The following is a 21,578-nucleotide window of genomic DNA, read 5'->3' on the forward strand; positions in this document are numbered from 1 at the left end:
GGCGGCGGAAGCGGTCATTGCCGCGCCGCTGGAAACGTGCGAGCCGTTGATGATGCCCGCGCACACGTCCGGCAGAGATTTGACCAGGGCCAGCAGCACGACAGACGCGCCGATCACCACAAAGATGTCCTGAAGCTCCGCCGTAGATGTGGAAAAGCCTTCAATAAAGGCAATGCCCACGCCCAGGACGAGCTGCATCACGAAGAGTTTGAAGGCCACGGCCAGCACATAGCGAATGGCGTTGACGGCGTAATCCTTGAGAAAGGAGCTGCCGCCAAAGGCCACCAGAATCAGCGCCGCCGCCATGGCAACCATGGCTTCGCATTTGATGAAGACCACCTGCGCGGAAATGAGCGCGAAACACACGATGATCACCAGCGCAGCGATGAGCAGCGCAATGGAGTTGCCCGGCGACCAGATGGAGAGTTTGTCCAGCACCAGTTTCACAAGCTGCATGCCAGTAAGAAACGGCGATTCCGAGGAATACCCGCCCGGTGTCAGCTCCCTGCCGATGCTGCCGAGCCCGTTGATCAGGTTCCAGGCCCATTCATGGTAGTAGTTGATGACGGCCATGAAGAACCCGGCCATGAGCAGGAGCATGACGAACTGTTTGAAGATGTCAGGAATTTGGTCGCGGTTGAGCGCCGCCTTGATGCCCAGAAAACACACTTCCAGAGTTACCAGCCAGCGGAACACAATCAGGGCGTAGCGCTTGAGCGTCGGCTCCCAGGTACTTGTTTTGTTGTAGAATTCCCGCACCAGCTTGGACACGAAATCTTCGTCAGCGGCAAAGGCCTGCTCCGGGAGAAGCAGGAGAGCCAGAACCGGGAGGCACAGCACGGCCAGAAAAAGAAGGTTCTTTTTCATGGCAGCCGCCTAAAAAGGATCGGGCTTGGCTTTGGCCTTGCCGATCCGATCTGTTTTGATAGTTTCGCGCCAGGCTTCCTCGGACATCTGGCTTTCTTTTTCCGACTTCATCTGGCTGGCAAGCTGCGACTGCACCTGTGTGGCCATGAGTTCCCGCAGTTGGCGGGCCTCCTGCACCTGAAGCGCGGAAAGCTGATTCCCCGCCATAATGGCTTTTTGCTGGCCGTCCGGCGTGGAAAGCAGCTCGTCAATATAGCGCTGGAATTTCTCAGGATTTCGTTGCAAATCGTCAAGTTGCTGGCCGGAGAGCTGGAAGGTGGCCTGGGAGGCCTGATCCACAGACTCCGCCCATTTGTCCCATTCCTGGCGGTAAATGCGGTTGGCTTCTTCCACCTGCTCCGGGCTGGCTCCGGCCAGAGAGCCGAAGAGCGTCTGCTCCGGGAACAGCGTTGTAAAAATCTCGCCAAGGGCAACAATGTCACCGCGTTGCGTTTTGAGTGTACTGGAGAGGTGCGCCAGGCGCGTCAGGCTGTTTTTCAGCTCATTGACCAGGTTGGCCGGGAGTTTGGCCGTGTTCTGGAGCATGTTTTCGTACTGCTCAATGTTCTGCCGCACCATGTTGATCTGCTGGCGCGTCTGCTCCACGGCTTCTTGGTATTGCTTGAGGGCGTTGGAAAGTTGCTCCACATTGGTTATGCGATCCAGGAGTTGAATCAGGTTGGTACTGCAATTGGTGCAGGTGACAGTGAACGCATGGGCGGGCGTGGCGAACATAACCAGCACGGCCAGGCTCAAAAGGTATTTTTTCATACGGGTATTCCTATTAAGAGCCGGGAGGCCGAAGCCTCCCGGCGTTCGGGTTACGCAGCGCCGCGCTCGCGCAGCCAGGCTTCCTGCCAGGCGTCCGGGCCATGTTCCACGGCCAGTTCACGAATGCGGGCAATGCTTTCCTTGTCAGACGCGCCCACAAAGGCCAGCGCCTTGGGTCGCAAGGCGAGCTGTACCTTTCGCCGCCCCTGCGGACTGACAATGTAGTAGTCCTGCTTGGGAGTGCTGGTTTTCAGGATGTTGATCTGTTTGTCGTTAAGGCCCATGCCCGTGTAGAGTTCCTTTTGCCCGGACTCTTCGGCGCTGCCGTTGGGCAAAAAGATTTTCGTCGGGCAGGACTCGGTGAGTACGTCCAGAATGCCGGAGTTTTTGGCGTCGGAAAGGCTTTGCGTGGCCAGAATCACCGCGCAGTTGGCTTTACGCATGACCTTCAGCCATTCCCGAATCTTGGCCCGGAACACCGGGTGCCCCAGCATAATCCAGGCTTCATCCAGCACCAGGATCGTGGGCGATCCGTCCAGCGCCTTTTCAATGCGCCGGAACAGATATGTCAGCACCGGCACCAGGTTTTTGTCGCCCAGGATCATCAGGTCTTCGATTTCAAAGACCATGAAGCGGGAGAGGTTCAGGTTGTCCGTGTCGGCGTCCAGCAACCGCCCCATGGCCCCCTGCACTGTGTAATGTTGGATCGCCTCCTTGATCTCTCTGTCCTGCACCACATGGTAGAAACTGGTCAGGGAGCGCAGATGCGACGGGTTTGCGGCCAGTGTTTGCATGGCCGTATGAATGGCGTTGCGGTGGCTGGGCATGACCGTGAACTGCTGCAAGTCCATGAGGGACGCGATCCATTCCTCCGCCCAGGCGCGTTCCTCTTCCGAGTCGATGCGCTGGAGCGGCGCGAAAGCCAGCTTGTCCGCATTACCGATATTGTAGTGATCGCCGCCCGCGCCGAAGCAGAGCGGAAACAGGCTCATGCCCTTGTCAAAGGCGAAGATGCGGGCGTTTTCGTAGCAGCGGAATTGCGCCGCGATGAAGGCCAGCAAAGTGGATTTGCCCGCGCCGGTAGGCCCGAAAATGAGCGTATGCCCCAAGTCTCCGGCGTGGATGTTGAACCAGAACGGCGTGGAATTGTCCGTCATCAGCACGGCCAGCGGCCTGGAGTTGGGCGGGTAAAACGGGCAGGGATTGACCGGAGAGCCTGTCCATACCGAAGAAAGTGGCAGGAGATCCGCCATATTTAGCGTGTTGACCATGGGACGCCGCAAATTGGCGTAGCTGTTGGCCGGGTGCGTACCGAGCCAGGCCTCCAGGGCGTTCACAGACTCGATACGGCAGCCGAAACCCAGCGTCTGCACCGTGCGGCGCAAGTCCCTGGCCCAATCCTGCAAGCGTTCCGGGTCTTCGTGCATCAGGACAATGCACGAAGTCAGGTAGCCCGCGCTGACGTAACCGCCTTGCACTTCCGTGAGCGCATTTTCCGCGTCCTCTGCCATGAGCAGCGCATCGCGGTTGGCGCGGGCGTTGGGGTTGTTGAAGAACTGATCCAGGAAGCGGTAAACCTGTTGCCGCCAGCCCTTGCGGTAGGAATTGATTTCCTTGGCCGCGTCATACTGATCCAGACAAATGAAGCGGCTGGAGAAACGGTACTCCAGGGCCAGGGCGTCCAGATCCCGGAGCATGGCCGGGTAGGACTCCTGCGGCAGCCCGTCCAGCGACAAGACCGTGAGATACTGCTCACCCAGGCGCGGCATGATGCCGCCCACCAGGTTTTCGCTCCCCAAGAGCGCATCCAGGTACATGGGCGTTTTGGGCACCCGCATGGGCTGGAGTTCCCCGGAAACGCAATGCTGAATGTGCGAGAGCAGATCCGACTGGAGCCAATCCTCACCGTCACTGTCGGGTATGGAATATTCCAGCAGCCGATCCATATAGAGGACGGCGGAGAGCGCGTCTTCCAGTTCTTCTAGCATGTTCTGGAAGTAGACCAGCGCCTTTTCCAAAGCGCCTGCCGTGGCCACGCCCGCCTGAGCTTTCCCTGCGAGCTTGGCGGCCTGGAAGTTCGGTTTATAGGTGACGGTCATAATGGCGCTGGTGCTGAAACAACGGTTGCCGCTGAAAAACTCTCGCCGTTCATCATCAATGATCTGCGTCACCGGATCGGGGAAATGCCCTTTCTCCGGCGCGGGGTAAGCCTTGTGCGAACTGCGAATGGCATCCATGTGCAGCATCCAGCCGCTTCCAAGGAGCTTCACAGCGTTGTTGAAGCGACTGGAAACGTCCGCCACCGCGTTTTCCGTGGAACTGGCCGTATCCTGGCCGCGCACTTCCCAGCCCGCCATGAACGAGCCGTCCTTGTTCAGGATCACGCCGGGCTCCACCAGCCCGGCATAGGGCAGCAGATCCGGCAGGCCTTTGGTTTTGGTGCGGTAGTCGATGAGCTTCAGCATTTGAAACCCCCGACTGCCCGCCACCGGCCAGACCTCGCCGGGTAGAATTCTTGTTGCTTGACGTGCCGCAGCCACACCCGGCTCATAATCGGATCAGCCTTGGCCATACGCCGGAGCGCAAAAACCGACAGAACCCAAAAGCCAATGGCCGACACAATGGAAACCGCCGTGAGCCCGCCCACGCCCACCAGGAGCGCGATCAGGGCGCTGGTCATAACCAGTTCCCGTTCCGCGCCGAGCACATGGGCATGTCGGTGCAGGGATTGGTGAATGGGGAGGAATCGCCTCATATCACCGCCCCGGAGAAGGAAAACACCGAGTTCACGATGCTGGCGGCAAAGGCGATGAAGGAAATCCCGAAGACCACGGAAAGCAGCAGCTTGAAACCGCCGCTGATATCATCTTTGTTCATAATAAAGATGACGCCGCAGAGGGCCATGGCCACAATGGAGATCCATTTACCAGCCGGGCCGGTAATGGTGTTCACCACCCGCTCCAGCGGGCTGGAAAACTCGGTGATGCCGCCGGATGCAGCGGCAATATCGGGAAAGCAGAGGCAGAGAGCCATCAGGCCGAGAACGGCCAGCGGCTTCAGGAGGGACTTAGCGTTGGGAGGAAGGGTTTTCGCGTTCATAACGATCTCCATTATGGAGGCCGTCATGCGGCGCGAGGTTGGGGCACGAGGCCCGCAGGTGTAAGCGGGTTTTGCAGCGCGGGCATTGAAGCTCGATTTCTCCGGCTTCAAGCTGGCCACGCGCCAGCAGGCGGTTGCAGTGACCGCAACGGTATTCCGGCGCGGTTTTCACGGGCGCTTTCATGCGGCCTCACCGTCCTTATGCGGCGTCCGCCGTGTAGAGCGTTTCCGTTTCATAAAAGTCCTCCTTATGGTTGAATTTGTTGACTTTGACGATGCTGGAAATACGCCGCCGATTGTCCGGCGTCTTTTCCATATACACAGCCAGATCCACAGCCCGCCCGATGAGCTTTTGCTTGGGGCCGAGTCCGGCTTCTTCCACCAGTTCTTCCAGGCGCGGCAAGGCTTCCTCCGCGCTGTCCGCGTGAAAGGTGCTGACTCCGCCCGGATGCCCGGTGTTCCAGAGCTTCAGCATCTCCAGGGCTGCGGAGTCCCGCACTTCGCCCACCAATATTCGCTTGGGAGCGTAACGCATGCTGACCTTGGCCAGCTTGCGCATGTCCACTTCGGCAAGCACGGACGTGCGCAAGAACACCGTGTTGGGACTTTGAGATTGCAGCTCCGCCGTGTCCTCCAGGATAAGCAGGCGGTGGGAAGGCGTGAGCCGGAAAATGGCGTCAATAACCGCGTTGACGAAGGTGGTTTTGCCGGAAGACGTACCGCCGACCACAACAATATTCAGACGGCGGCGCACCGCGTCTTCAATTATCTCGATAGCCCGCGTGGTAATGGAGCCTGCGGCGGCGTATTCCTCCAGGGTGAAAACGCGGCTGGCCTTTTTGCGGAGCGAGAGGGACGGCCCCGGCCCGACAATGGGCGGGAACGTGCCTTCAAAGCGCGAACCGTCCAGGGGGAATTCACCTTCAACAATGGGGTTTTTTTCATTGACCGTGAGGTTCAGGCCGCTGGCCACCTGCGAAAGTATCAGCCGACCTTGCGCCACCGGGATTTCTCCGATGGGCTCATGATCCTGACCGTACTTCTCGATCCAGAGCGAGCCGTCCGGGTTGAGCATGATCTCGATCACCTCCGGGTTTTCCAGGGCATCCATGAAGAGCGGCCCGCAAGAATGGCGCAGGCCTTCCAAAAGGCGCGGATCGTCACAAGGGCGCATCAGCATCAGCGCAGCCCTCCCAGCACGAACACCGCCACATTGAGCAGCGCCGACACGCCCACAATGGCGGCGAGCCAGGCCGTGCTGTTCTTGAAGGCCTGAAGCCGGGCCGCGTGATCGTCAAAGACCTTGCGGATACCTTGTACCGAGGCGGAGGAAAGACTGTCCGTGAGTTGGGCAATGCCTTCCTGGACGCCGGAAACATAGGCATCCGTTTTCTCGGTCATGAACTTGCCGAGGCCCTCCTGATGTTTGTCCTGAAGTTTTTCCACTTCGCGCAGGTGGGCATTGAGTATGGTTACGACCATAAGAATAGGATCGGCTTTGTCCACAACGGTTTCATGCGTGTGCGCGAGAAGCGCCCTCACCTGCTCAAGGGGCATCCCGATGCCGTCCGGCAGCAGGTTTTTGTCCTCAAGCTTGGCGGCGAGTTCCTTCACCTCTTTCTGATATGCAGCGTCAGACATGGTTCCCCCTATGCGATGGCAGCCAGTTCCACTACGGACACAAGCTCGTTCCAGTACCGAGTCAGGCGCGAGCGCATGACTATGGACAGGCTGGAGTTGATGCCCGTGGCGAAGCTCTGGCGCTTGGCGAACAGCATTTCCAGATCCTTGCCCAGCGTGGCCTTGTTGCCTTGGGGGATGGTGATGACGGCGTGAAACTGCCCGCCGAACTCCTTGTAAACCTTGAATTCTTCAAAGGGCCGGTCGTCCATGCGGATTTCCCCGAAATAGGGATTGAGCCAGACCACAATGGGAGATTCGGGAAAGCCGAGGGCCAGAGAGCGCAGGCCAAGGGCGGTATCGGCCACGGCCTGGCCGCCCGTGATCACGCTGTGGAAATAGACGCTGTGCCCGCTGTCCGTGAGGATGCCCAGCACGTCATTTTCCTTGATGTAGCTGTTCAGCGCCAGAAAAGAGGACGCGCCGTTGTCCACAATGACATGCGTTTCCGGCGGCAGCGCGGCGATGGCGTTGATCAGGCCGTCAAACTCGCGCGGGTCAATGTCGCCGTCTTTCAGGATGTCCAGGCGCGTGACCTCAAATTCCTTGAACCCGGCCAGCGTGGAATTTACCGGGTCGGTGTCAAAGGCCATGACCTCTTTGCCCAAGTGGCGCAGCACCTGGTACAGGATAACGGCGATCATGGATTTGCCCACGCCGCCCTTGCCCTGCTGAATGAAATGAATAGTTGCCATAGTTGTTGTTCCTTTTGGTTAAATGGCTTCGTCGGGATTCATGTCCCGTGGATCGGGAAACTTGCCGCTGGCCGGAGTGATATGGCGCGGCTCGGCAGAACGAACTGGCGGAGCAGGCGCGACTTTGGCCGGAGGCGCGGGCGGCGCTTCTCCGGGTCTGTGCTTGTCCAGAGAAAGGCGACGCATGTGGTAGCAGAATGCACCGTAGGACATGGTGATTTTGCCTTCCTGCTTCAAACGCCGGTGAATCTGAGAATGTTTCCAGCTTTTCTGAAGAAATTCCTTGATCGCATCCAGACAAGCCACAAACTCGATCCCAGCCATATTGTTCGGTAAGCGTTCCTGCTCAGACGCCATAGCCGCTTCCTTTTCTCCCACATCCTGCTACGAAGAGAGTGCGTAGCCATGGCACAGTCTCAGTCTTTACGCAGCTTTCACATGTGCGGGTGTGGCCAATGTTCAAATATTGCCAATATGTTTGCATATCCTGAAACCTCCTTTAAAATATTTTGAAGAATTTCCTTCTTTACTTAGCAGGAATTTTTACATAGACAAGAAAGGAATTTCCGGTATATTGGGTAAAACCGGAGGCAAGACATGACAACAAAAAACAATTTTGCCATGGCGCTGGAGCGGGCTTTTGTGGAGCTCGTGGCGAACAGGGTGAAAGAACGCGGCTGGAAAAAGGGCGAGTTCGCGGCCAAGGCCTGGCCGGACGATACACCTAAAGCCGCAGCCGCCAGATGGACGGCCATGCGCAGTAAGGCGTCCAACACCGGAAAGCCGCAGGGCGTTCAGATATCGGATGCACAGCGTATGGCGGAAGTGTTAGAGGAAGATCTCAGCTACCTTCTTGCCGTGGCAAAAGAGCAGGCTAGGCAACAGGTAGAAGCATAACCTCTGTTCAAAGTAATTTTAAGCATAATTTTCTACATTTTCCTTCTTGGTTATGTGATTGATTAATGGATACTCCCAAGCAAATTACTGTCGCCGGTCAGGAGATCGACTTAGAAAAGGCAGTAGCCGACACGCTGGAAAAGCTCCTTGCGCCGGTGGCGGAAGCCATAGGCGAAATTGAGCTGATACGCCGGAAGGAATACTTGACGGAAAGGGAGGCTGCGCTGCTGTTTTCGTTGTCAGCGGCGACGCTGAAGACGCAAAGGAGCCGTGGGGTCGGGCCGCCATACATAAAAGCTGGTGGCAAGATACTTTACCAACGGGCTGATTTAAGAATTTTTTTATTAGCGCAGGCCATACACCAGATCGAAATATAAATTTTCAAGTAATGATGGCAACACGATGGATGTTTTGACTCCAGAACAGAGACATAAAAATATGTCGCGAATCCGCTCCAGTAATACGAAGCCTGAAAAAACAGTTCGCTCCCTTCTGCATAGACTCGGCTATCGCTTTAGGTTGAATGTGCGGAAGCTTCCTGGAACACCTGATATCGTCTTGCCAAAATATAAGACAGTAATTTTTGTTCATGGATGCTTCTGGCATAGGCATTCTGGATGTAAAGAAGCTTCTATACCAAAAACTAACACTGAAAAATGGATGAATAAGTTTTCAGAAAACATTCAGCGTGATAATCGGGCAGTTCAGGCGTTGGAGCAGGCTGGCTGGTCTGTGTTTGTTATCTGGGAATGTGAAATCAAAAATAAAGAACAGCTTGCCGCTCGTATTCAAGCTGCATTGCCTTCTCAGGAGAAGAGATCAAAATGATACCAGTAATTGACGTCTTTGCGGGGCCTGGCGGCCTTGCAGAAGGCTTTTCTTCTATTCAGGAGGCAACCGGAACGGTATTTGCTGTGCGCCTTTCAGTGGAGAAAGAAACCGAACCATTTCAAACGCTTCAGTTGCGTGCTTTTTATCGGCAATTTCAATATGGAGACGTGCCTGAGGAATACTATCAGTTTCTGCGTAAAGAGATTGTACTTGCAACGCTTATAGAAAAATATCCTGCCCAAATGAAGGCCGCTCGGGACGAAACATGGCAAGCAACTCTCGGACAATGCGATACAAATGAACTTGATTCGCGCATACAGGCTGCCCTCAGCGGAGAAAACAACTGGGTGCTGATAGGAGGGCCACCATGCCAAGCATACTCCACGGCAGGTATCGTGGGGAATAGAACAAAAGCAAATTATCAGCCTGAGCATGATGAGCGTTACACTTTATATCAGGAGTATATCCGGATAATAGCAAAGCACCAGCCTTCAATATTTGTCATGGAAAATGTGCCTGGCATGCTTTTCGCGAAGCTTGATGGTAAAAAAATTGTTGATGATGTCATCGACGGATTACGCAAGCCTGGAGAATTCGCTTACAGAAAATTTGGAATATGGCCTGATGCTCCAGGGTATAGACTAGCTTCATTAAGCACTGGGCTCAGTGCGTATGATGATAGTGCAGGCGTTTTTTTAGTGAACTGCGAAGAATATGGAATCCCCCAGTCCAGGCAGAGGGTGATCATTCTCGGTTTTCGTGAGGATTTGGATATTTCTTCCTTCAAACCGCCATCAGTAGCAGCAATAACATCAACGGGGTCTGTATTAAGTGATTTGCCCAAGCTCCGTAGCAAGCTATCAAAAGAGCCTGATGGGCTTGAGGAGTGGCGCACAGTTTTTGCAAATCTCGAAGATGCAGCTTGGGTGGAGAATGCTGGTGAATTGCACGGGAAAAAGCTTCGTGAAAGCATAACGCAAGTTGCGAGAATTTTGTGCCAGAAATCACCCAAGGCTTATGGAGAAGACTTCAGCAAATGCGCCGGAAAGGCATCGTGGAATGCAGACTGGTATTTTGATCCAAAGTTAGGAGGCGTTCTTCACCATGAGGCGCGTCCGCACATCAGAATGGATTTACATCGTTATTTATTCTGCGCGTGTTTTTTAAAAGTAAAAGGCAAGTCTCCGAAACTACCGGATTTCCCTGAAGACCTTCTGCCTAAGCATCAAAATGCAACCTCAGGTGACTTCAAAGACCGATTTAGAGCTGTGCCTTCCGGCAAGCCTTCACATACGATTATTTCTCATCTGGCAAAGGATGGCCATGCCTTCATTCATTATGACCCCAAACAGTGCAGGAGCATCACTCCGCGCGAAGCTGCCAGAATACAAACGTTCCCGGATAATTATTATTTTTTTGGAGGAAGAGCTTCGCAGTTCCGGCAGATTGGCAATGCTGTACCGCCATGGCTTGCGCACATTATCGCTAAAAGTATACTCCCTATTTTTCAAAAACTGAAATGACGCCAGGGCGTGATGCATATGCGGAGAATCTTACTGAAATTGAATTCAAAAGTTGTTCTCTTGCCCTAAATAGCGGAGAAAAATAGGTTCTATTTTCTATTAAGTGCTGGGGGAGTCCTACCGGATATTTATAGGAAACAATCAGAATGTAGTTTTTATCTCCAAAGTGAATTTTTAAGCCTTCGCCTTCATGATAAAATGATTCTGCGCTCGTAATTTGATTGGCAGACCCTTCAGGTACAAGGGCTGCTAGCAATCCTAAGCGGACACCAATATTGTTTTGCGCGTGATCACAGGCAGCAGAGCATTCAAGCATACCGATTTTACAAGTCGAGATAATTTCATTTGCCCTCGCTGCTTGTCCGTTAGCAGTTAGGTTTTTTATTTTCCCTTTATCAAAAAAATGGCGCTGTAATGCTTCTCGATTTTCACCTAAGTAGCTTGATAGAAAGGTGTTTTCTGGAGTATCGTTGAGTTCAAGAAATAACCCTCGATGAGAAAAAGTTCCTTCTAGCTTGTCTATCAATAGGTATGAATTCAATTTGCAGACAACAGGAGCTTCTAGCTTTCCAGCACCCTTCTCGTTAAAAACAGACTGCCATGTTTGGCAGCAAGCGGAATCTGTCGGAATTGATAAAAATTTATCTTCTAGCAAAGGCAAAAGGCCTGCATCTATTGCAGCAGAGGGGTCTTCATCCGTATGCTTGCCGCAGGCCGCAGTTCCTATAGAATGAAAAATTTTTGAAATTCTATCCTTGGGGTAGAGAGGCTTTGAGATCACTGGAGCAGATGCATCTGGAGGCATTGCTTCAACTTCTTTTTGCAGTTTGGCGAGTAGGGACGAAACAGTGCTACTATCAACAGGTTCTTTTAGCTCAAATAAATTCTGCGTCACAGTTGAGGCCGCTGTGGCTGTGCGACTTTCCCATGCCATCATTGCAAAGACTTGAGGGTACTGCGCGACAATTTGGGAAATATGCTCTCCAAGAGCTTGGAAATCATACTCGCCCTCAACTCCACCAACCAAAAATTTTTCTTTATGAAGAACTGCAATACCAACGGGAAGCACAACTTCTGGCGTGCGCTCAAAGGCTGTTTTGAGAACATTATCCAAATTCGCTTTAAAATCTGACCAGACAATTAATATGTAAGGCCCTCTTAACCGTAACTCTCTTAAGACTGTGCTGATATGAGTTGCCTGATCAGAAGAGCCCCGAGTTGGAGCCCTTTCAAGATTTAAATCGAGAAAGACCAATCGGGCGGTGGGCAACTCATTTATAGTTGAATTTTGCAGGCCCGTCAGAGCATCATACCTCAAAGGAACACAGGCTAGCCCAGCAGATTGAAGTCCCCACAAGATCGCATACAAATCTTCTTCTTTATCATCAACAACAATGCTTAATGTTTTAAATAAATCAAGCCCGCTGAAGTGCACGTGAAGAGGTTGTTCTATCGATGTACTCATTTGCGCCCCCGTCTGAATCTTAGGCCTATTGCTGCTCCGGATAATGAGTTTTCAATATCAAGATCATCAATATCTTGAATTATATGAAGATCTCCACCTTGAGTCTCCATCACCATTCGGGCAAAATATAATCCCAAGCCCATTCCTCCTGCTCTGGTTGAAACAAACGGACGTACCGCCATATCAGGTTCAATACTGAACCCTGGGCCGTTATCTAGAACAAAGACAGCTGGGCCTTCCACAGCCCAATCTGTGACCGTTCTGATCGCTATTGCTGGAGTATACTTGTTATCTTTTTCTTCTTTTGTCCGACGAGTCCAGTAGATGGCATTATCTATCAGGTTCGTTATTGCTGAAAGGTAGTAATTTAATGATCCGGAAATGTTAAAATCAGGATCTTCATCTGTCAGGACAGGGCAACTCACAATGATATTATGTGCTTCAAATCTACCATGATTCAGGTCAATAACTCTCTGCAAAAATTGTTTTGCGCTGATTACTCTAGGTTTTTCCTTGCGAAATAGCTCTGCAAACCCACTTAAAAGGCTTGCAAGATGGTTTGCTCGTTTTTTTAGTGTAGGCAAATCTTCATTTCTGTTGATTCCTTCTACAATTGACTTGATTCCTCTCTCAGCCTCATGGAAGAGAACTGCTATGTTCAAGCCCGCACCTGCGCCAATAGCTGCTTCCTGGAGGGTACTATATTCCTTCGCAATCGTATTTAACTTTGGGGTAAGCTCTTTTACCAGCTTATGCTTTTCACTCAATTTGCGGAGATCTTCAACTGCCTGTTCAAACCGTGCAGAAGGTTCTGTTACCTGCTTATCTTTAGGTTTTAGCGCTTCATTTAATGCCTCTCGATCATCCTGGCGAGATCGGTTAAATAAATCTATAGCGCTATTTATAATTCTACGAAAATTTACAAAAGCCTGGTTTTCATCAAACCCTTCACGATTTGTTTTTTCTATTAGCCTGTTGCTTTTCTCAGCATCAAGCTCTATTGCTGCAATAACTGCGTTTGTCGCCAATTTGCGCCCAGGCTTGTTGACTCTCTCCACGTTTAAGCCTAACCAATCGTCGCCGGGTTCTCCGTAATTGTATACACGCATACCATCACGATAAACTCGAATCCCACCTTGCTCGTTCAGAAAATCTCCGACAAGTTTCGGCTCCCCGCCTTGACGTTTGAGAACTTCTCTAGTCCGGTCATAGACATAGAAATTTCCTGAGATTGGTCCTATCCCATGTAAGATATCAGAGTTTACCAATATAGGCCCTTTAGGCGGTCTCCCAGGAACCTCAAGAGTGGATTCATGTTCAAGGGGCTCGAGATCCAGTCTAGTGGGAGAATCATCTTCCCAATGATCTGCTACAAGCCTGCTATCTAGTGTACGGAAAGCTGATGGCGGCGAAAATCTATATCGCCACCAAAACCATCCGTCTTCATCCAACTGAAATTGGAATCTATATATAGCGCGGGATTTTATATCTTTTGCGGTAAGAAGGTCTTCCAGCCAGTTTTCGTGTCCTGGAACATCAAGCGTTGCTGTAAAAGCATCTTTACGTGTGGCAAATGGATTTACAAGGGTAGTTACAAGCCTATGAAGCTGTCTTATTTGACGCCTGTCCCATGTAGGGTCATTGCGCAAATTGGTAATCTGTATACTTGTTCCATGTTTCTTCCCTGTAAATAGCTTTGGATGCCTTGCCCTGACTCCAACTCGAACATCCTCAACAGAAGCCCCAGATCCAACCGCATCATCAAGCAGGTCGGATAAATCTATATTAACGACATATTCCACATCAGAGTCATCTTTACGCGTAATTAGCCGCAAAGAACTTCCCAGCTTAAATGCGGCAAGACGGCCAATTCCTTTCTCGCCAAGTGGGATGCGCTCAAATATGGGGGTTCGCCTATGCCCGCTTCCTCGCTTAAGCTGGCCTCCTAGCTGAAGCCATCCATTACGAATAGTATCAAGATCCATCCCGTTGCCGTTGTCGTTTACTCGGATAAACGGCTCATCAGCATATAAATCAAGAGTCACATGCGCAGACTTGGCATCGGCATCGTATGAATTTTTTACTAGCTCAAAAACTGCCAGGTGAAGGCTACCTATTAGTTCATCACCAACAAGGCGAAGCAGATGAACATTGGCTTTAAGGGGTTCAAAACTTTCTCTCGCGGAATCAATTCTCTCACGAATTTTATCCGCTTCCCTTTTTAACGCTCCCTGTGCATGAAAAAATTCATTCCAAATTTCTTTGTCCAACCGACCGACATTGCTAAATCCTTTTTTGCCTTCAGAATGTGCACTAGGATCTAGGCTGCGAAAGTTCGCTAGTTTAAAAATTATGCTTGAGCGCTCCCGCCCGGCATTTGAGGATTTACCAGACTCCGACATTGCCAGGTCGGCCAGCATTGATGCCAGGGCGATCACATCAGGATGTTTTACATCTGGAATATAGCCCTCGCCCTTGACATATAATTCAAGCGCTAGGATCAATTCCTCCCTGGTCCAAGCCGGTTTTGCTGGCATAGTGGCTCCTAATTTTTACTCAGAATCTCTTTATTGGCTGTAAAAACAGTAGCGCAAAGCGCATGTACACGCAACATGGGTATGATGATTTGCGAATACGTCCGCGTAGGTATCAAACGGAAAAGGGCTTGCGATATTAACCGTAAGCCCTTTTCCGTTTAAATTTAATAAATATTTTAGTCAGATACTATTTTAACTCGTAGTGGCATTCGATATAAATATTTACTCCACCCGCGCCCCAATCCGCTCAATAAACTCCACAATTTCCTCCGCCCGCCAGACGGTTGTGCGTGGGCCGAGCTTTACCGGCTTGGGGAAGCGGCCTGTTTTGCAGCCTTCCCACCAGGCGCTTTTGCTGATCGGGACGAGTTGCAGGACTTGGGGGAGTCGAAGGAAGCCCACTTTGGGAATGGTTGTCATGGTAGTCATTATTACACCTCCTGATAGGTCGTTGGTATTTGCTGGAAGTGTATCACGGCTTTTTTGGCGAGCCATTTTGGTTGCGGAAAAGTCTGGTCTGAAGCATTATTGGATGGCATTGCATTGTACTGTGTGGACAAATTTTTTGTTGACAGGGTTTTAAAAATCCTTGTTTTTAGGTCGGTTGCTGTTTCAAGGCACCTGATAAAGTCCACTATAACAAAAAAAGCGGCGTACCCTCGAAAGCAATGCGCCGCCTGGTTATGTTGCAATAGCGGTTATAGTTGGCCGTGGCCCTCATGCGTCTGGACGTAAGCCTTCAAGACCGCGTTCATGCGGCTCTGATAGCCGGAGCCGGTGGCGCGGAACCATTCCTGCACATCGGCGTCTATGCACAGCGTTATCTCCTGAGTCTCTTCCGTGGACTTGGAGGACTGCATGCGCCGGGCGGCTTCAAAGAAAGCCTCATCCAGCGGCAAATTGTCGGCATCTTCTTCGGCTGCAAGCGTAACTGCCGTGTCCGGCGCATCCTTTAGCCGCTGCCAGTCCGTCTTTGATTCTGCGGCCTGGACATCGCGCAAGGTCATATGGGTATGCGGCTTTTTGCTTGATGTGTTTTTCATAATTTTTCCTTTTACTTTTCCGCTTTCAGCTTGTCGAGGAAGTCTGCCCATTCCTGCATCATTTTAGTTCGTTGTGGCAGATACTCCGCATAGTTATACGCCGCCCGCACGTCGTTCCTTTCTCCGTGGGCGAGTTGGCGTTCGATCCAGTCCCGGTTGTAGCCGAGTTCATTGAGCAGCGTGGAGGCCAGCGAGCGGAAGCCGTGGGTGCACATCTCATCCTTGGTGTAGCCCATGCGGCGGATCGCGTTGAGCACTGTGGCGTCGGCCAGCGGGCGCGTTGCCGTGCGGATGGAGGGGAAGAGGAGTTTGCCGTTGCCGGAAAACTCTTGCAGCTCTTTCAGGATTGCCACCGCCTGCCTGGAGAGCGGCACGATGTGCATCTGCTTCATTTTCATGCGCGTGGCCGGGATGCGCCATTCGTTGGTCTCGAAATCGAATTCCGTCCATTCTGCGGCCCGAAGTTCGGTCGGGCGGACAAAGACCAGCGGAGCCAGCTTCAGAGCGCACACTATGGGAAAATAGCCCTCATAAGCGTCAATGTTGCGCAGAAGCTGAGCCACCTTTTTCGGCTCGGTAATGGCCGCTCTGTGCGTGACATTTCTGGGGCGTATCGCTCCGGAGAGGTCTGTGACCGGGTTACGTTTGGCCCGGCCTGTGATCACGGCAAAGCGGTAGATCTGCCCGATGATTTGCAGCAGGCGGCGGGCGGTTTCGTTCTGGCCTTTCTTCTCGATGGGTTGGATGACCTTCAAAATGTCCAGGGCTTCCATCCGGGCGATGTGTTCCTCGCCGATGACCGGAAAGATGTACTTCTCCATGCGGTACATGACCGTACCCCGGTGCTTTTCCGTAAAGTCGGTTGTCCGGGCCTCGAACCATTCCAGGGCGATATTCCGGAACATGTCCTTCACTTCCGAAATCTGCTCTTCTTTGGCAATTTTCCGCTTCGCGGCGGGGTCAATGCCGTCGGCCAGGAGCTGTTTGGCCTCCAAGCGCTTTTCACGGGCCTTTTGCAGGGTGACTACCGGGTATTCACCAAAGCTGAGCACTTTTTCTTTACGCTCAAAATAGTAGCTCATGCGCCAAAGTTTTTTGCCGGAGGCGGACAGGTAGAGGTACAGCCCTCCGCCGTCAGCAATTTTCATGGGCTTGCCAGCGTACTTCAAATTTTTGATCTGAAAATCGGTTAATGCCATGTCGGTTCTCCTTGAATTAGGGTGGATTTCAGGATACCCGATTGGACGATAATGCTTTTTATTTCAGAGCATTAAAAGAAAAACCGGGTATCGGATTGCTACCGCATTTCGATACCCGGAAAAATACCCGCAAAGCTCTTGGATTAGCCTGGATTTGGCTGGATTCGGCAAATGGCCCGAATCGCTAAAAAGCAAGAGCGGCAAGGTTTTTTGTACCTTGCCGCTCTTTATAAACCAAAAATTGGCGTCCCCAAGGGGGATTTGAACCCCTGTCGACGGCGTGAAAGAGCGAATTTGTACCGGATTGGCACCGTATCCCACTGAAATAACATGGGCCAAACTGGATAAAACAGGGTAAACCGTTTCCGAAACCGTTTCCGTTTTCTGCTATGGGTAGGTTGGTGGTATCCAAGAAGTCATCTGGTCAATCTCGAAAAATAGCCACCGACTGCATACGCTGTTCGCCAGCGCGGATATTTTGATGTGCGCCCGCGCCAGCTTCAAGACAGCGCCAGACCTGACACCACATGGCAGCTACAAAATGTGCGAAAAATTCTGGACACTACCTCTGATTGGATCTCTCCGAGGCGCGCCTGTTTGTACTGCCCGAAAAACTGCGCTTATAAACAGGCAATTGTCACGAGATGAACGCCCAACATGCCATTCATTTCATGGGAGGTGAAACCTCGAAGTTCTCCCAGATTCGATCTGAAATGTCGCGTCGTCGATGAACCCAGTCCCTCAAGAGACCTCCGAAAAGACCATGATGGCGACATTATTAGGATGCATCATGCGAATTCCAAAGCCGTATAGCCGAAGAAACGCTTATAGACCAGCGCAATGGCCCGTTACCGCATTCACACACAACACGGTACAGGTCGCGTGTACGGCCGATTGGCCGTGATGTTTCAATTTTTGTTGACAATTTACCGCACTTAATACACGGACGAATCACAATGGGCGAATTTTCTTTATCCATGAGGCGAGAATAATAGATGCAAGAAATCCAGTCAAAGATTGTTTCAAATAAATAGCAACATCTATAATAAAATTTGAACATACTATGCAGTCACGGTTCGCTTTGCACGTTTACGTCCTTTCTCTTCAAGCGTCTTCAGGCTAGTAAACCATGTCATCAATCTTGTTGAAATTTTATGTGCGGTAAAATGCTGGTTAAAAACCGCGCAGCCCCGCGACCTCATGGCGTTTCCACCATACACAAGCGCCCAAGCAATGCTGACCGCCCATCCTTGCCTGACGCCGTGAAGATGGCATGGCCCCAACCGAAGCCTGCGTCTCAACCAACCCACGCAAGGCCGATTGACACACAAAAGCGATGCAAGACGTGCTGCCCTATCAAGACCATATGGAGTTTTTAATGAATCAAGCCACTCTGCGCCGGGCTGTGCCGGATGATGCGCGTGAATGCATGCGCATCCGCGCTGCGCTTTTATGGCTTCTACCGACATCTGGGATGGCAAGAAACCGGACAGCGCGATGAGCACGGCGATGACATTCTGGAGTACCGCTTCGACTGGTAACACTTGTGCAGCCGACAGGATAACAGCACATCAACCGAGCGGGCATGCACCTTACGGCAAAGCGCTTGCAAAAAAGATTCGGCCGGCTCTTTCCGATGGAATTTCGGAAAAAGCCGGCCGCTGAGTATTTCTGTGGCCTTTTTGACCTGTCTGCCAACTGGCGGCAGACCATTTACCGGTCTTTTACATTAAGAACCGCGCCAAAGAGGCGGCGAAACTACCAGCTGTTGCCTTTGCTCTGCTCGTGGCCGACAATGCCGCCAGCCAAAGCACCCACGCCAGCGCCAGCAAGAGCGCCCCAACCGGCAGCGCCACCGGAAATGGCAGCTATGCCCGCACCGCCAAGCGCGCCAAGCGCGGCGCCGCTAGCAACACCCTGCTGGGTCTTGCTCATATTGGTGCAACCAACGCCACTGGTGAGCATGGCGGCCAACATGGCTATAATCAAAGCTTTTTTCATGGCTATTCTCCTGAATCCTGTTATCGTCCCGATGGCGGATGCCTTACTTCTTGGCAATGCGAGGGGCGATCAGTTCATACCAGATAACGCTCATTACCGGACGGTCAAGCTTGTCGGGGTTGGCAGCGTACCATTGATCCACCATATTGATGATTTCAGCACGGTTGACACCCTTGAAGGCATTCATCCAGCCCTTTTCAAAAGGCGAAAGGGTATAAGCGGGCTTTTTGCCGGATTTGGCTGCCTTTTCCGCCAGCTTGGCATTAACAAAGTACTCTACGGTGATGGCAGAGTCCACACCAAGCAGAAATGCAGCCTTATCGGACTCACTGGTCTTTTGCCACACATGTCCCGTAAGCTGTTCCACGGGATTATTTTTTGCGACATCGCCAACAGCGACTTCCGCAGCGCGAACGGGAGCGCAGGCCAGAACCAGAGCAAGAACCAGCCCAAGGCTCAAAACTGACTTTTTCACGCGAAGCTCCTTGCAGTTTACAGGCGAGGCGGTTTGGGCCGCCAGTAAAAACCTCGTACAGTACACGTACTGTAGTCATAAGCATGCCCGCATATCAAGTATTTTTCGACATCAGGCCCCGGTACTCTCGCCTATGACATTTTTGAAGCGGTTAAACAGATATTCGCCGTCATGAGGTCCTGCGGCGGCCTCCGGGTGATACTGCAGACTCATGACAGGCAGTGTTTTATGGCGCAGCCCTTCAAGGGTCTGGTCATTAAGATTGATGTGCGTTGCTTCCACATCTTCCACACCATCAAGAACCACATGAAAGCCGTGGTTTTGCGATGATATTTCAATGCGCCCGGTGGTCAGGTCCTTGACCGGGTGATTGCAGCCGTGATGCCCGAACTTGAGCTTTTCCGTCCGCGCGCCGAGGGCATGCCCGATGAGCTGATGTCCCAGGCAGATGCCCGTGACCGGCAATATCTGGATAAGCTCGTGCACCAGAGCGATTTCGCTGGTAAGCGTGGCCGGGTCGCCGGGGCCGTTGGACAGAAATACGCCCTTGGCTCCGCTGGCTTTTGCCCTGGCCGCGCTGAACCCCGGCGGTACGGCCAGGGGTTCAAAGCCCGCCTCGCAAAGACGGCGCAAGATATTCCACTTAATGCCGAAATCATACACCAGCAGGGGCAAGCCCGTGCCGCGCCATGCGTAGCTGCCGTCTTCGGCCACGGGAGCTTCCTGCACGGCATTGTCATACCAGGTATAAGGCTTTTCGGGGGCCACAAAAGGAACAAGGTTGCGTCCCTTCATGGCTGGCAGAGCCCGCGCGCGCTCCTGAAGAATCGCAGGATCTGTTTCCCTGGTGGAAATAATACCCCGCATGGCGCCGTTAATGCGCAGATGCCGCGTTAATGCGCGGGTATCAAGCCCTTCGATGCCGGGCTTTTCATAGCGCTTCATGAACTCCGGCAGAGACATGGTGGAGCGCCAGTTAGAAGGCTTTTTGCAGCATTCCTTGACCAGCAGGGCCGCGCAATGCACTCCGGCGGATTCCATATCTTCACGGCAAGTGCCGTAATTGCCAATAAGAGGATAGGTCATGCAGACCATTTGTCCATAATAGGAAGGGTCTGTAAGAATTTCCTGATATCCGGTCATCCCGGTGGTGAAGATTACCTCGCCGCCGGTTTCAAAGTCGCCGGTAAAGGACTTGCCTTCCAGCGTAAATCCGTCTTCCAGCACCAGTAATGCTTTCATAACTTACCCCCGCGCATCCCGCGCGTAGTATTCCTGCAAACTTTCCACGTGAATCTCGTCCCGGCGCGACCCTATGGCCGTAGCCGTGGCGCGTGCCGCTGCAATGGTGGTGCAGTACGGCACCTTGTAGTTCAGGGCCGCCTGACGGATCGCCTTGGAGTCTCTGGCGGTGTGTTTGCCGGAGGCGGTGTTCACCACCAGGGCGACCTCATGGTTGATGAGCAGATCCACAATATTGGGTCGCCCTTCGTAGACCTTGCGCACCTCTTCCACTTTCAGGCCGTGCTCGCGCAGGATCGCTGCCGTACCCTTGGTAGCCAGAAGCTCAAAGCCGAGTTTGGCGAACATTTCCGCCACTTCCGGCAGAAAGGGTTTGTCGCGGTCGTTGACGGAGAGAAAGAGCCTGCCGCCCTGCGGAGGAACCTGTCCTGCTCCGAGCTGGCTTTTAAGAAAAGCCTCGCCGAAGTTGGCCCCCATGCCCATGACTTCACCCGTGGAATGCATCTCAGGGCCAAGAATCACGTCCACGCCGGGAAAACGCTGAAAAGGCATGACGGCTTCTTTAACGCAGGTAAAGCCGCCCTTGCGCATGCTCCAGGGGTCCAGCTCATCGAGGTTTTTGCCCAACATGACCTGGGTAGCCAGATACGGCAGGGGTACGCCCGTGGCCTTGGACACAAAGGGCGCTGTGCGCGAAGCACGCGGGTTGACCTCAAGAATGTAGATGTCGTCGCCCTTGATGGCGAACTGTATATTCATCAGGCCGATGACCTTGAGTTCACGGGCAAGAGCTTCTGTCTGCGCGGCAATGAGAGCCACATGATCGTATGACAGGGAATAGGAAGGCAGCACGCAGGCCGAGTCGCCCGAATGGATGCCCGCCTCTTCTATATGTTCCATAATGCCCGCTACATAAACATCCTTGCCGTCGGATATGGCGTCCACGTCCACTTCCACGGCATGCTCGAGAAACTTGTCGATCAGGATGGGATGCTTGGGTTTTTCCGGAACCTGGGCATGAAAATAGGCGGTCAGTTCCGAAGCGTCATAGGCCACGGCCATGGCCCGCCCGCCAAGCACATAGCTCGGACGCACCACTATGGGGTAGGTAATGCGCTCGGCCACGGCAAGGGCGTCTTCAAGGCTCATGGCAGTGCCGTTGGGCGGCTGCCGCAGACCAAGCTTCCGGATAAGCGCCTGGAAGCGCTCGCGGA

25 protein-coding genes are annotated in these 21,578 nt (G+C 52.6%); 6 read left to right on the top strand and 19 right to left on the bottom strand.

Annotated elements, in window-relative coordinates; translation table 11 throughout:
* The 10 genes from trbL to V6C07_RS09875 form a co-directional block, all read right to left on the bottom strand.
* Nucleotides 1-867 (bottom strand): P-type conjugative transfer protein TrbL (gene trbL, locus V6C07_RS09830; RefSeq protein WP_333536261.1); only part of this gene is annotated, 867 nt, incomplete at its 3' end.
* 9 nt (nt 868-876) lie between these two features.
* Nucleotides 877-1,677: a P-type conjugative transfer protein TrbJ gene (gene trbJ, locus V6C07_RS09835; RefSeq protein ID WP_333536262.1), complete on the bottom strand. Its 801-nt coding sequence runs from the start codon at nt 1,675-1,677 to the stop codon at nt 877-879.
* A gap of 50 nt (nt 1,678-1,727) precedes the next feature.
* Nucleotides 1,728-4,142, bottom strand: coding sequence for a TraG/VirB4 family ATPase (locus tag V6C07_RS09840; protein ID WP_333536263.1), 2,415 nt, complete (start codon nt 4,140-4,142; stop codon nt 1,728-1,730).
* Nucleotides 4,136-4,432 carry a conjugal transfer protein TrbD gene (gene trbD / locus V6C07_RS09845; protein ID WP_333536265.1) on the bottom strand — a complete coding sequence of 99 codons (297 nt, stop codon included), beginning with the start codon at nt 4,430-4,432 and terminating at the stop codon, nt 4,136-4,138. Before trbD ends, V6C07_RS09840 begins: the two co-directional genes overlap by 7 nt.
* On the bottom strand, nt 4,429-4,776 hold the full coding sequence (locus V6C07_RS09850; protein ID WP_333536266.1) for a TrbC/VirB2 family protein: 348 nt from the start codon (nt 4,774-4,776) through the stop codon (nt 4,429-4,431). Before V6C07_RS09850 ends, trbD begins: the two co-directional genes overlap by 4 nt.
* Nucleotides 4,745-4,960, bottom strand: a complete 216-nt coding sequence (locus V6C07_RS09855; RefSeq protein WP_333536267.1) for a Com family DNA-binding transcriptional regulator — start codon at nt 4,958-4,960, stop codon at nt 4,745-4,747. The genes V6C07_RS09850 and V6C07_RS09855 overlap by 32 nt, the downstream gene beginning before the upstream one ends.
* Nucleotides 4,961-4,975: 15 nt before the next feature.
* On the bottom strand, nt 4,976-5,956 hold the full coding sequence (gene trbB, locus V6C07_RS09860) for a P-type conjugative transfer ATPase TrbB (RefSeq protein WP_333536268.1): 981 nt from the start codon (nt 5,954-5,956) through the stop codon (nt 4,976-4,978).
* Nucleotides 5,956-6,417 (bottom strand): hypothetical protein, encoded by a 462-nt coding sequence (locus tag V6C07_RS09865; RefSeq protein WP_333536269.1) that lies wholly within the window; start codon nt 6,415-6,417, stop codon nt 5,956-5,958. Before V6C07_RS09865 ends, trbB begins: the two co-directional genes overlap by 1 nt.
* Nucleotides 6,418-6,425: 8 nt before the next feature.
* Entirely contained in the window at nt 6,426-7,151 is a 726-nt protein-coding gene (locus V6C07_RS09870; protein ID WP_333536270.1) for a nucleotide-binding protein, read from the bottom strand.
* Nucleotides 7,152-7,169: 18 nt separating this feature from the next.
* Complete coding sequence (locus V6C07_RS09875; protein ID WP_333536271.1) at nt 7,170-7,508, bottom strand: hypothetical protein; 339 nt, start codon at nt 7,506-7,508, stop codon at nt 7,170-7,172.
* A 240-nt stretch (nt 7,509-7,748) separates the two neighbouring features.
* Here V6C07_RS09875 and V6C07_RS09880 point away from each other — a divergent pair, with 240 nt between their 5' ends.
* From V6C07_RS09880 to V6C07_RS09895, 4 genes are all read left to right on the top strand, one after another.
* A complete protein-coding gene (locus tag V6C07_RS09880; protein WP_333536273.1) occupies nt 7,749-8,048 on the top strand; it encodes an immunity protein in 300 nt (99 codons plus the stop codon).
* 65 nt (nt 8,049-8,113) lie between these two features.
* Entirely contained in the window at nt 8,114-8,425 is a 312-nt protein-coding gene (locus tag V6C07_RS09885; RefSeq protein WP_333536274.1) for a helix-turn-helix domain-containing protein, read from the top strand.
* A gap of 25 nt (nt 8,426-8,450) precedes the next feature.
* Entirely contained in the window at nt 8,451-8,876 is a 426-nt protein-coding gene (locus V6C07_RS09890) for a very short patch repair endonuclease (protein ID WP_333536275.1), read from the top strand.
* Nucleotides 8,873-10,402, top strand: a complete 1,530-nt coding sequence (locus V6C07_RS09895) for a DNA cytosine methyltransferase (RefSeq protein ID WP_333536276.1) — start codon at nt 8,873-8,875, stop codon at nt 10,400-10,402. The genes V6C07_RS09890 and V6C07_RS09895 overlap by 4 nt, the downstream gene beginning before the upstream one ends.
* On the opposite strand, the gene V6C07_RS09900 is transcribed toward V6C07_RS09895, so the two are convergent.
* The 5 genes from V6C07_RS09900 to V6C07_RS09920 form a co-directional block, all read right to left on the bottom strand.
* Nucleotides 10,380-11,867 (bottom strand): hypothetical protein, encoded by a 1,488-nt coding sequence (locus V6C07_RS09900; RefSeq protein ID WP_333536278.1) that lies wholly within the window; start codon nt 11,865-11,867, stop codon nt 10,380-10,382. The two genes, V6C07_RS09895 and V6C07_RS09900, sit on opposite strands and share 23 nt — an antisense overlap.
* Nucleotides 11,864-14,404, bottom strand: a complete 2,541-nt coding sequence (locus V6C07_RS09905; RefSeq protein ID WP_333536280.1) for an ATP-binding protein — start codon at nt 14,402-14,404, stop codon at nt 11,864-11,866. The genes V6C07_RS09900 and V6C07_RS09905 overlap by 4 nt, the downstream gene beginning before the upstream one ends.
* Nucleotides 14,405-14,626: 222 nt before the next feature.
* The gene (locus V6C07_RS09910) at nt 14,627-14,833 is read right to left on the bottom strand and encodes a helix-turn-helix transcriptional regulator (protein WP_009301762.1); all 207 of its coding nucleotides are present in this window, start codon (nt 14,831-14,833) and stop codon (nt 14,627-14,629) included.
* A 269-nt stretch (nt 14,834-15,102) separates the two neighbouring features.
* The gene (locus tag V6C07_RS09915; protein ID WP_333536281.1) at nt 15,103-15,447 is read right to left on the bottom strand and encodes a BrnA antitoxin family protein; all 345 of its coding nucleotides are present in this window, start codon (nt 15,445-15,447) and stop codon (nt 15,103-15,105) included.
* A gap of 11 nt (nt 15,448-15,458) precedes the next feature.
* Nucleotides 15,459-16,646 carry a tyrosine-type recombinase/integrase gene (locus V6C07_RS09920; protein WP_333536282.1) on the bottom strand — a complete coding sequence of 396 codons (1,188 nt, stop codon included), beginning with the start codon at nt 16,644-16,646 and terminating at the stop codon, nt 15,459-15,461.
* Nucleotides 16,647-16,687: 41 nt separating this feature from the next.
* Here V6C07_RS09920 and V6C07_RS09925 point away from each other — a divergent pair, with 41 nt between their 5' ends.
* Nucleotides 16,688-16,834, top strand: a complete 147-nt coding sequence (locus V6C07_RS09925) for a hypothetical protein (protein WP_333536283.1) — start codon at nt 16,688-16,690, stop codon at nt 16,832-16,834.
* A gap of 1,264 nt (nt 16,835-18,098) precedes the next feature.
* Complete coding sequence (locus V6C07_RS09930) at nt 18,099-18,311, top strand: hypothetical protein (protein ID WP_333536284.1); 213 nt, start codon at nt 18,099-18,101, stop codon at nt 18,309-18,311.
* 93 nt (nt 18,312-18,404) lie between these two features.
* Here the strand turns inward: V6C07_RS09930 and V6C07_RS09935 are convergent, their stop codons facing one another.
* The 4 genes from V6C07_RS09935 to V6C07_RS09950 all read right to left on the bottom strand — a co-directional run.
* Complete coding sequence (locus V6C07_RS09935) at nt 18,405-18,647, bottom strand: cell envelope biogenesis protein OmpA (protein ID WP_333536285.1); 243 nt, start codon at nt 18,645-18,647, stop codon at nt 18,405-18,407.
* A gap of 43 nt (nt 18,648-18,690) precedes the next feature.
* On the bottom strand, nt 18,691-19,122 hold the full coding sequence (locus tag V6C07_RS09940) for a hypothetical protein (RefSeq protein WP_333536286.1): 432 nt from the start codon (nt 19,120-19,122) through the stop codon (nt 18,691-18,693).
* 111 nt (nt 19,123-19,233) lie between these two features.
* Entirely contained in the window at nt 19,234-20,364 is a 1,131-nt protein-coding gene (carA, locus tag V6C07_RS09945; RefSeq protein WP_333536287.1) for a glutamine-hydrolyzing carbamoyl-phosphate synthase small subunit, read from the bottom strand.
* Between the two features lie 3 nt (nt 20,365-20,367).
* Nucleotides 20,368-21,578: ATP-binding protein (locus tag V6C07_RS09950; protein WP_333536288.1), on the bottom strand; the 1,211-nt coding region annotated here is incomplete at its 5' end.

Source organism: Desulfovibrio sp. 1214_IL3152 (genome assembly GCF_036763055.1).
In the GTDB taxonomy this organism is placed as follows: Bacteria; Desulfobacterota; Desulfovibrionia; order Desulfovibrionales; family Desulfovibrionaceae; genus Desulfovibrio.

Bases quoted from the DNA above. Each gene is read 5' to 3' on its own strand.
- trbJ (WP_333536262.1), bottom strand. From the start codon at position 1,677: ATGAAAAAATACCTTTTGAGCCTGGCCGTGCTGGTTATGTTCGCCACG.
- V6C07_RS09840 (WP_333536263.1), bottom strand. From the start codon at position 4,142: ATGCTGAAGCTCATCGACTACCGCACCAAAACCAAAGGCCTGCCGGAT.
- trbD (WP_333536265.1), bottom strand. From the start codon at position 4,432: ATGAGGCGATTCCTCCCCATTCACCAATCCCTGCACCGACATGCCCAT.
- V6C07_RS09850 (WP_333536266.1), bottom strand. From the start codon at position 4,776: ATGAACGCGAAAACCCTTCCTCCCAACGCTAAGTCCCTCCTGAAGCCG.
- V6C07_RS09855 (WP_333536267.1), bottom strand. From the start codon at position 4,960: ATGAAAGCGCCCGTGAAAACCGCGCCGGAATACCGTTGCGGTCACTGC.
- trbB (WP_333536268.1), bottom strand. From the start codon at position 5,956: ATGCTGATGCGCCCTTGTGACGATCCGCGCCTTTTGGAAGGCCTGCGC.
- V6C07_RS09865 (WP_333536269.1), bottom strand. From the start codon at position 6,417: ATGTCTGACGCTGCATATCAGAAAGAGGTGAAGGAACTCGCCGCCAAG.
- V6C07_RS09870 (WP_333536270.1), bottom strand. From the start codon at position 7,151: ATGGCAACTATTCATTTCATTCAGCAGGGCAAGGGCGGCGTGGGCAAA.
- V6C07_RS09875 (WP_333536271.1), bottom strand. From the start codon at position 7,508: ATGGCGTCTGAGCAGGAACGCTTACCGAACAATATGGCTGGGATCGAG.
- V6C07_RS09880 (WP_333536273.1), top strand. From the start codon at position 7,749: ATGACAACAAAAAACAATTTTGCCATGGCGCTGGAGCGGGCTTTTGTG.
- V6C07_RS09885 (WP_333536274.1), top strand. From the start codon at position 8,114: ATGGATACTCCCAAGCAAATTACTGTCGCCGGTCAGGAGATCGACTTA.
- V6C07_RS09890 (WP_333536275.1), top strand. From the start codon at position 8,451: ATGGATGTTTTGACTCCAGAACAGAGACATAAAAATATGTCGCGAATC.
- V6C07_RS09895 (WP_333536276.1), top strand. From the start codon at position 8,873: ATGATACCAGTAATTGACGTCTTTGCGGGGCCTGGCGGCCTTGCAGAA.
- V6C07_RS09900 (WP_333536278.1), bottom strand. From the start codon at position 11,867: ATGAGTACATCGATAGAACAACCTCTTCACGTGCACTTCAGCGGGCTT.
- V6C07_RS09905 (WP_333536280.1), bottom strand. From the start codon at position 14,404: ATGCCAGCAAAACCGGCTTGGACCAGGGAGGAATTGATCCTAGCGCTT.
- V6C07_RS09910 (WP_009301762.1), bottom strand. From the start codon at position 14,833: ATGACTACCATGACAACCATTCCCAAAGTGGGCTTCCTTCGACTCCCC.
- V6C07_RS09915 (WP_333536281.1), bottom strand. From the start codon at position 15,447: ATGAAAAACACATCAAGCAAAAAGCCGCATACCCATATGACCTTGCGC.
- V6C07_RS09920 (WP_333536282.1), bottom strand. From the start codon at position 16,646: ATGGCATTAACCGATTTTCAGATCAAAAATTTGAAGTACGCTGGCAAG.
- V6C07_RS09930 (WP_333536284.1), top strand. From the start codon at position 18,099: ATGGCTTCTACCGACATCTGGGATGGCAAGAAACCGGACAGCGCGATG.
- V6C07_RS09935 (WP_333536285.1), bottom strand. From the start codon at position 18,647: ATGAAAAAAGCTTTGATTATAGCCATGTTGGCCGCCATGCTCACCAGT.
- carA (WP_333536287.1), bottom strand. From the start codon at position 20,364: ATGAAAGCATTACTGGTGCTGGAAGACGGATTTACGCTGGAAGGCAAG.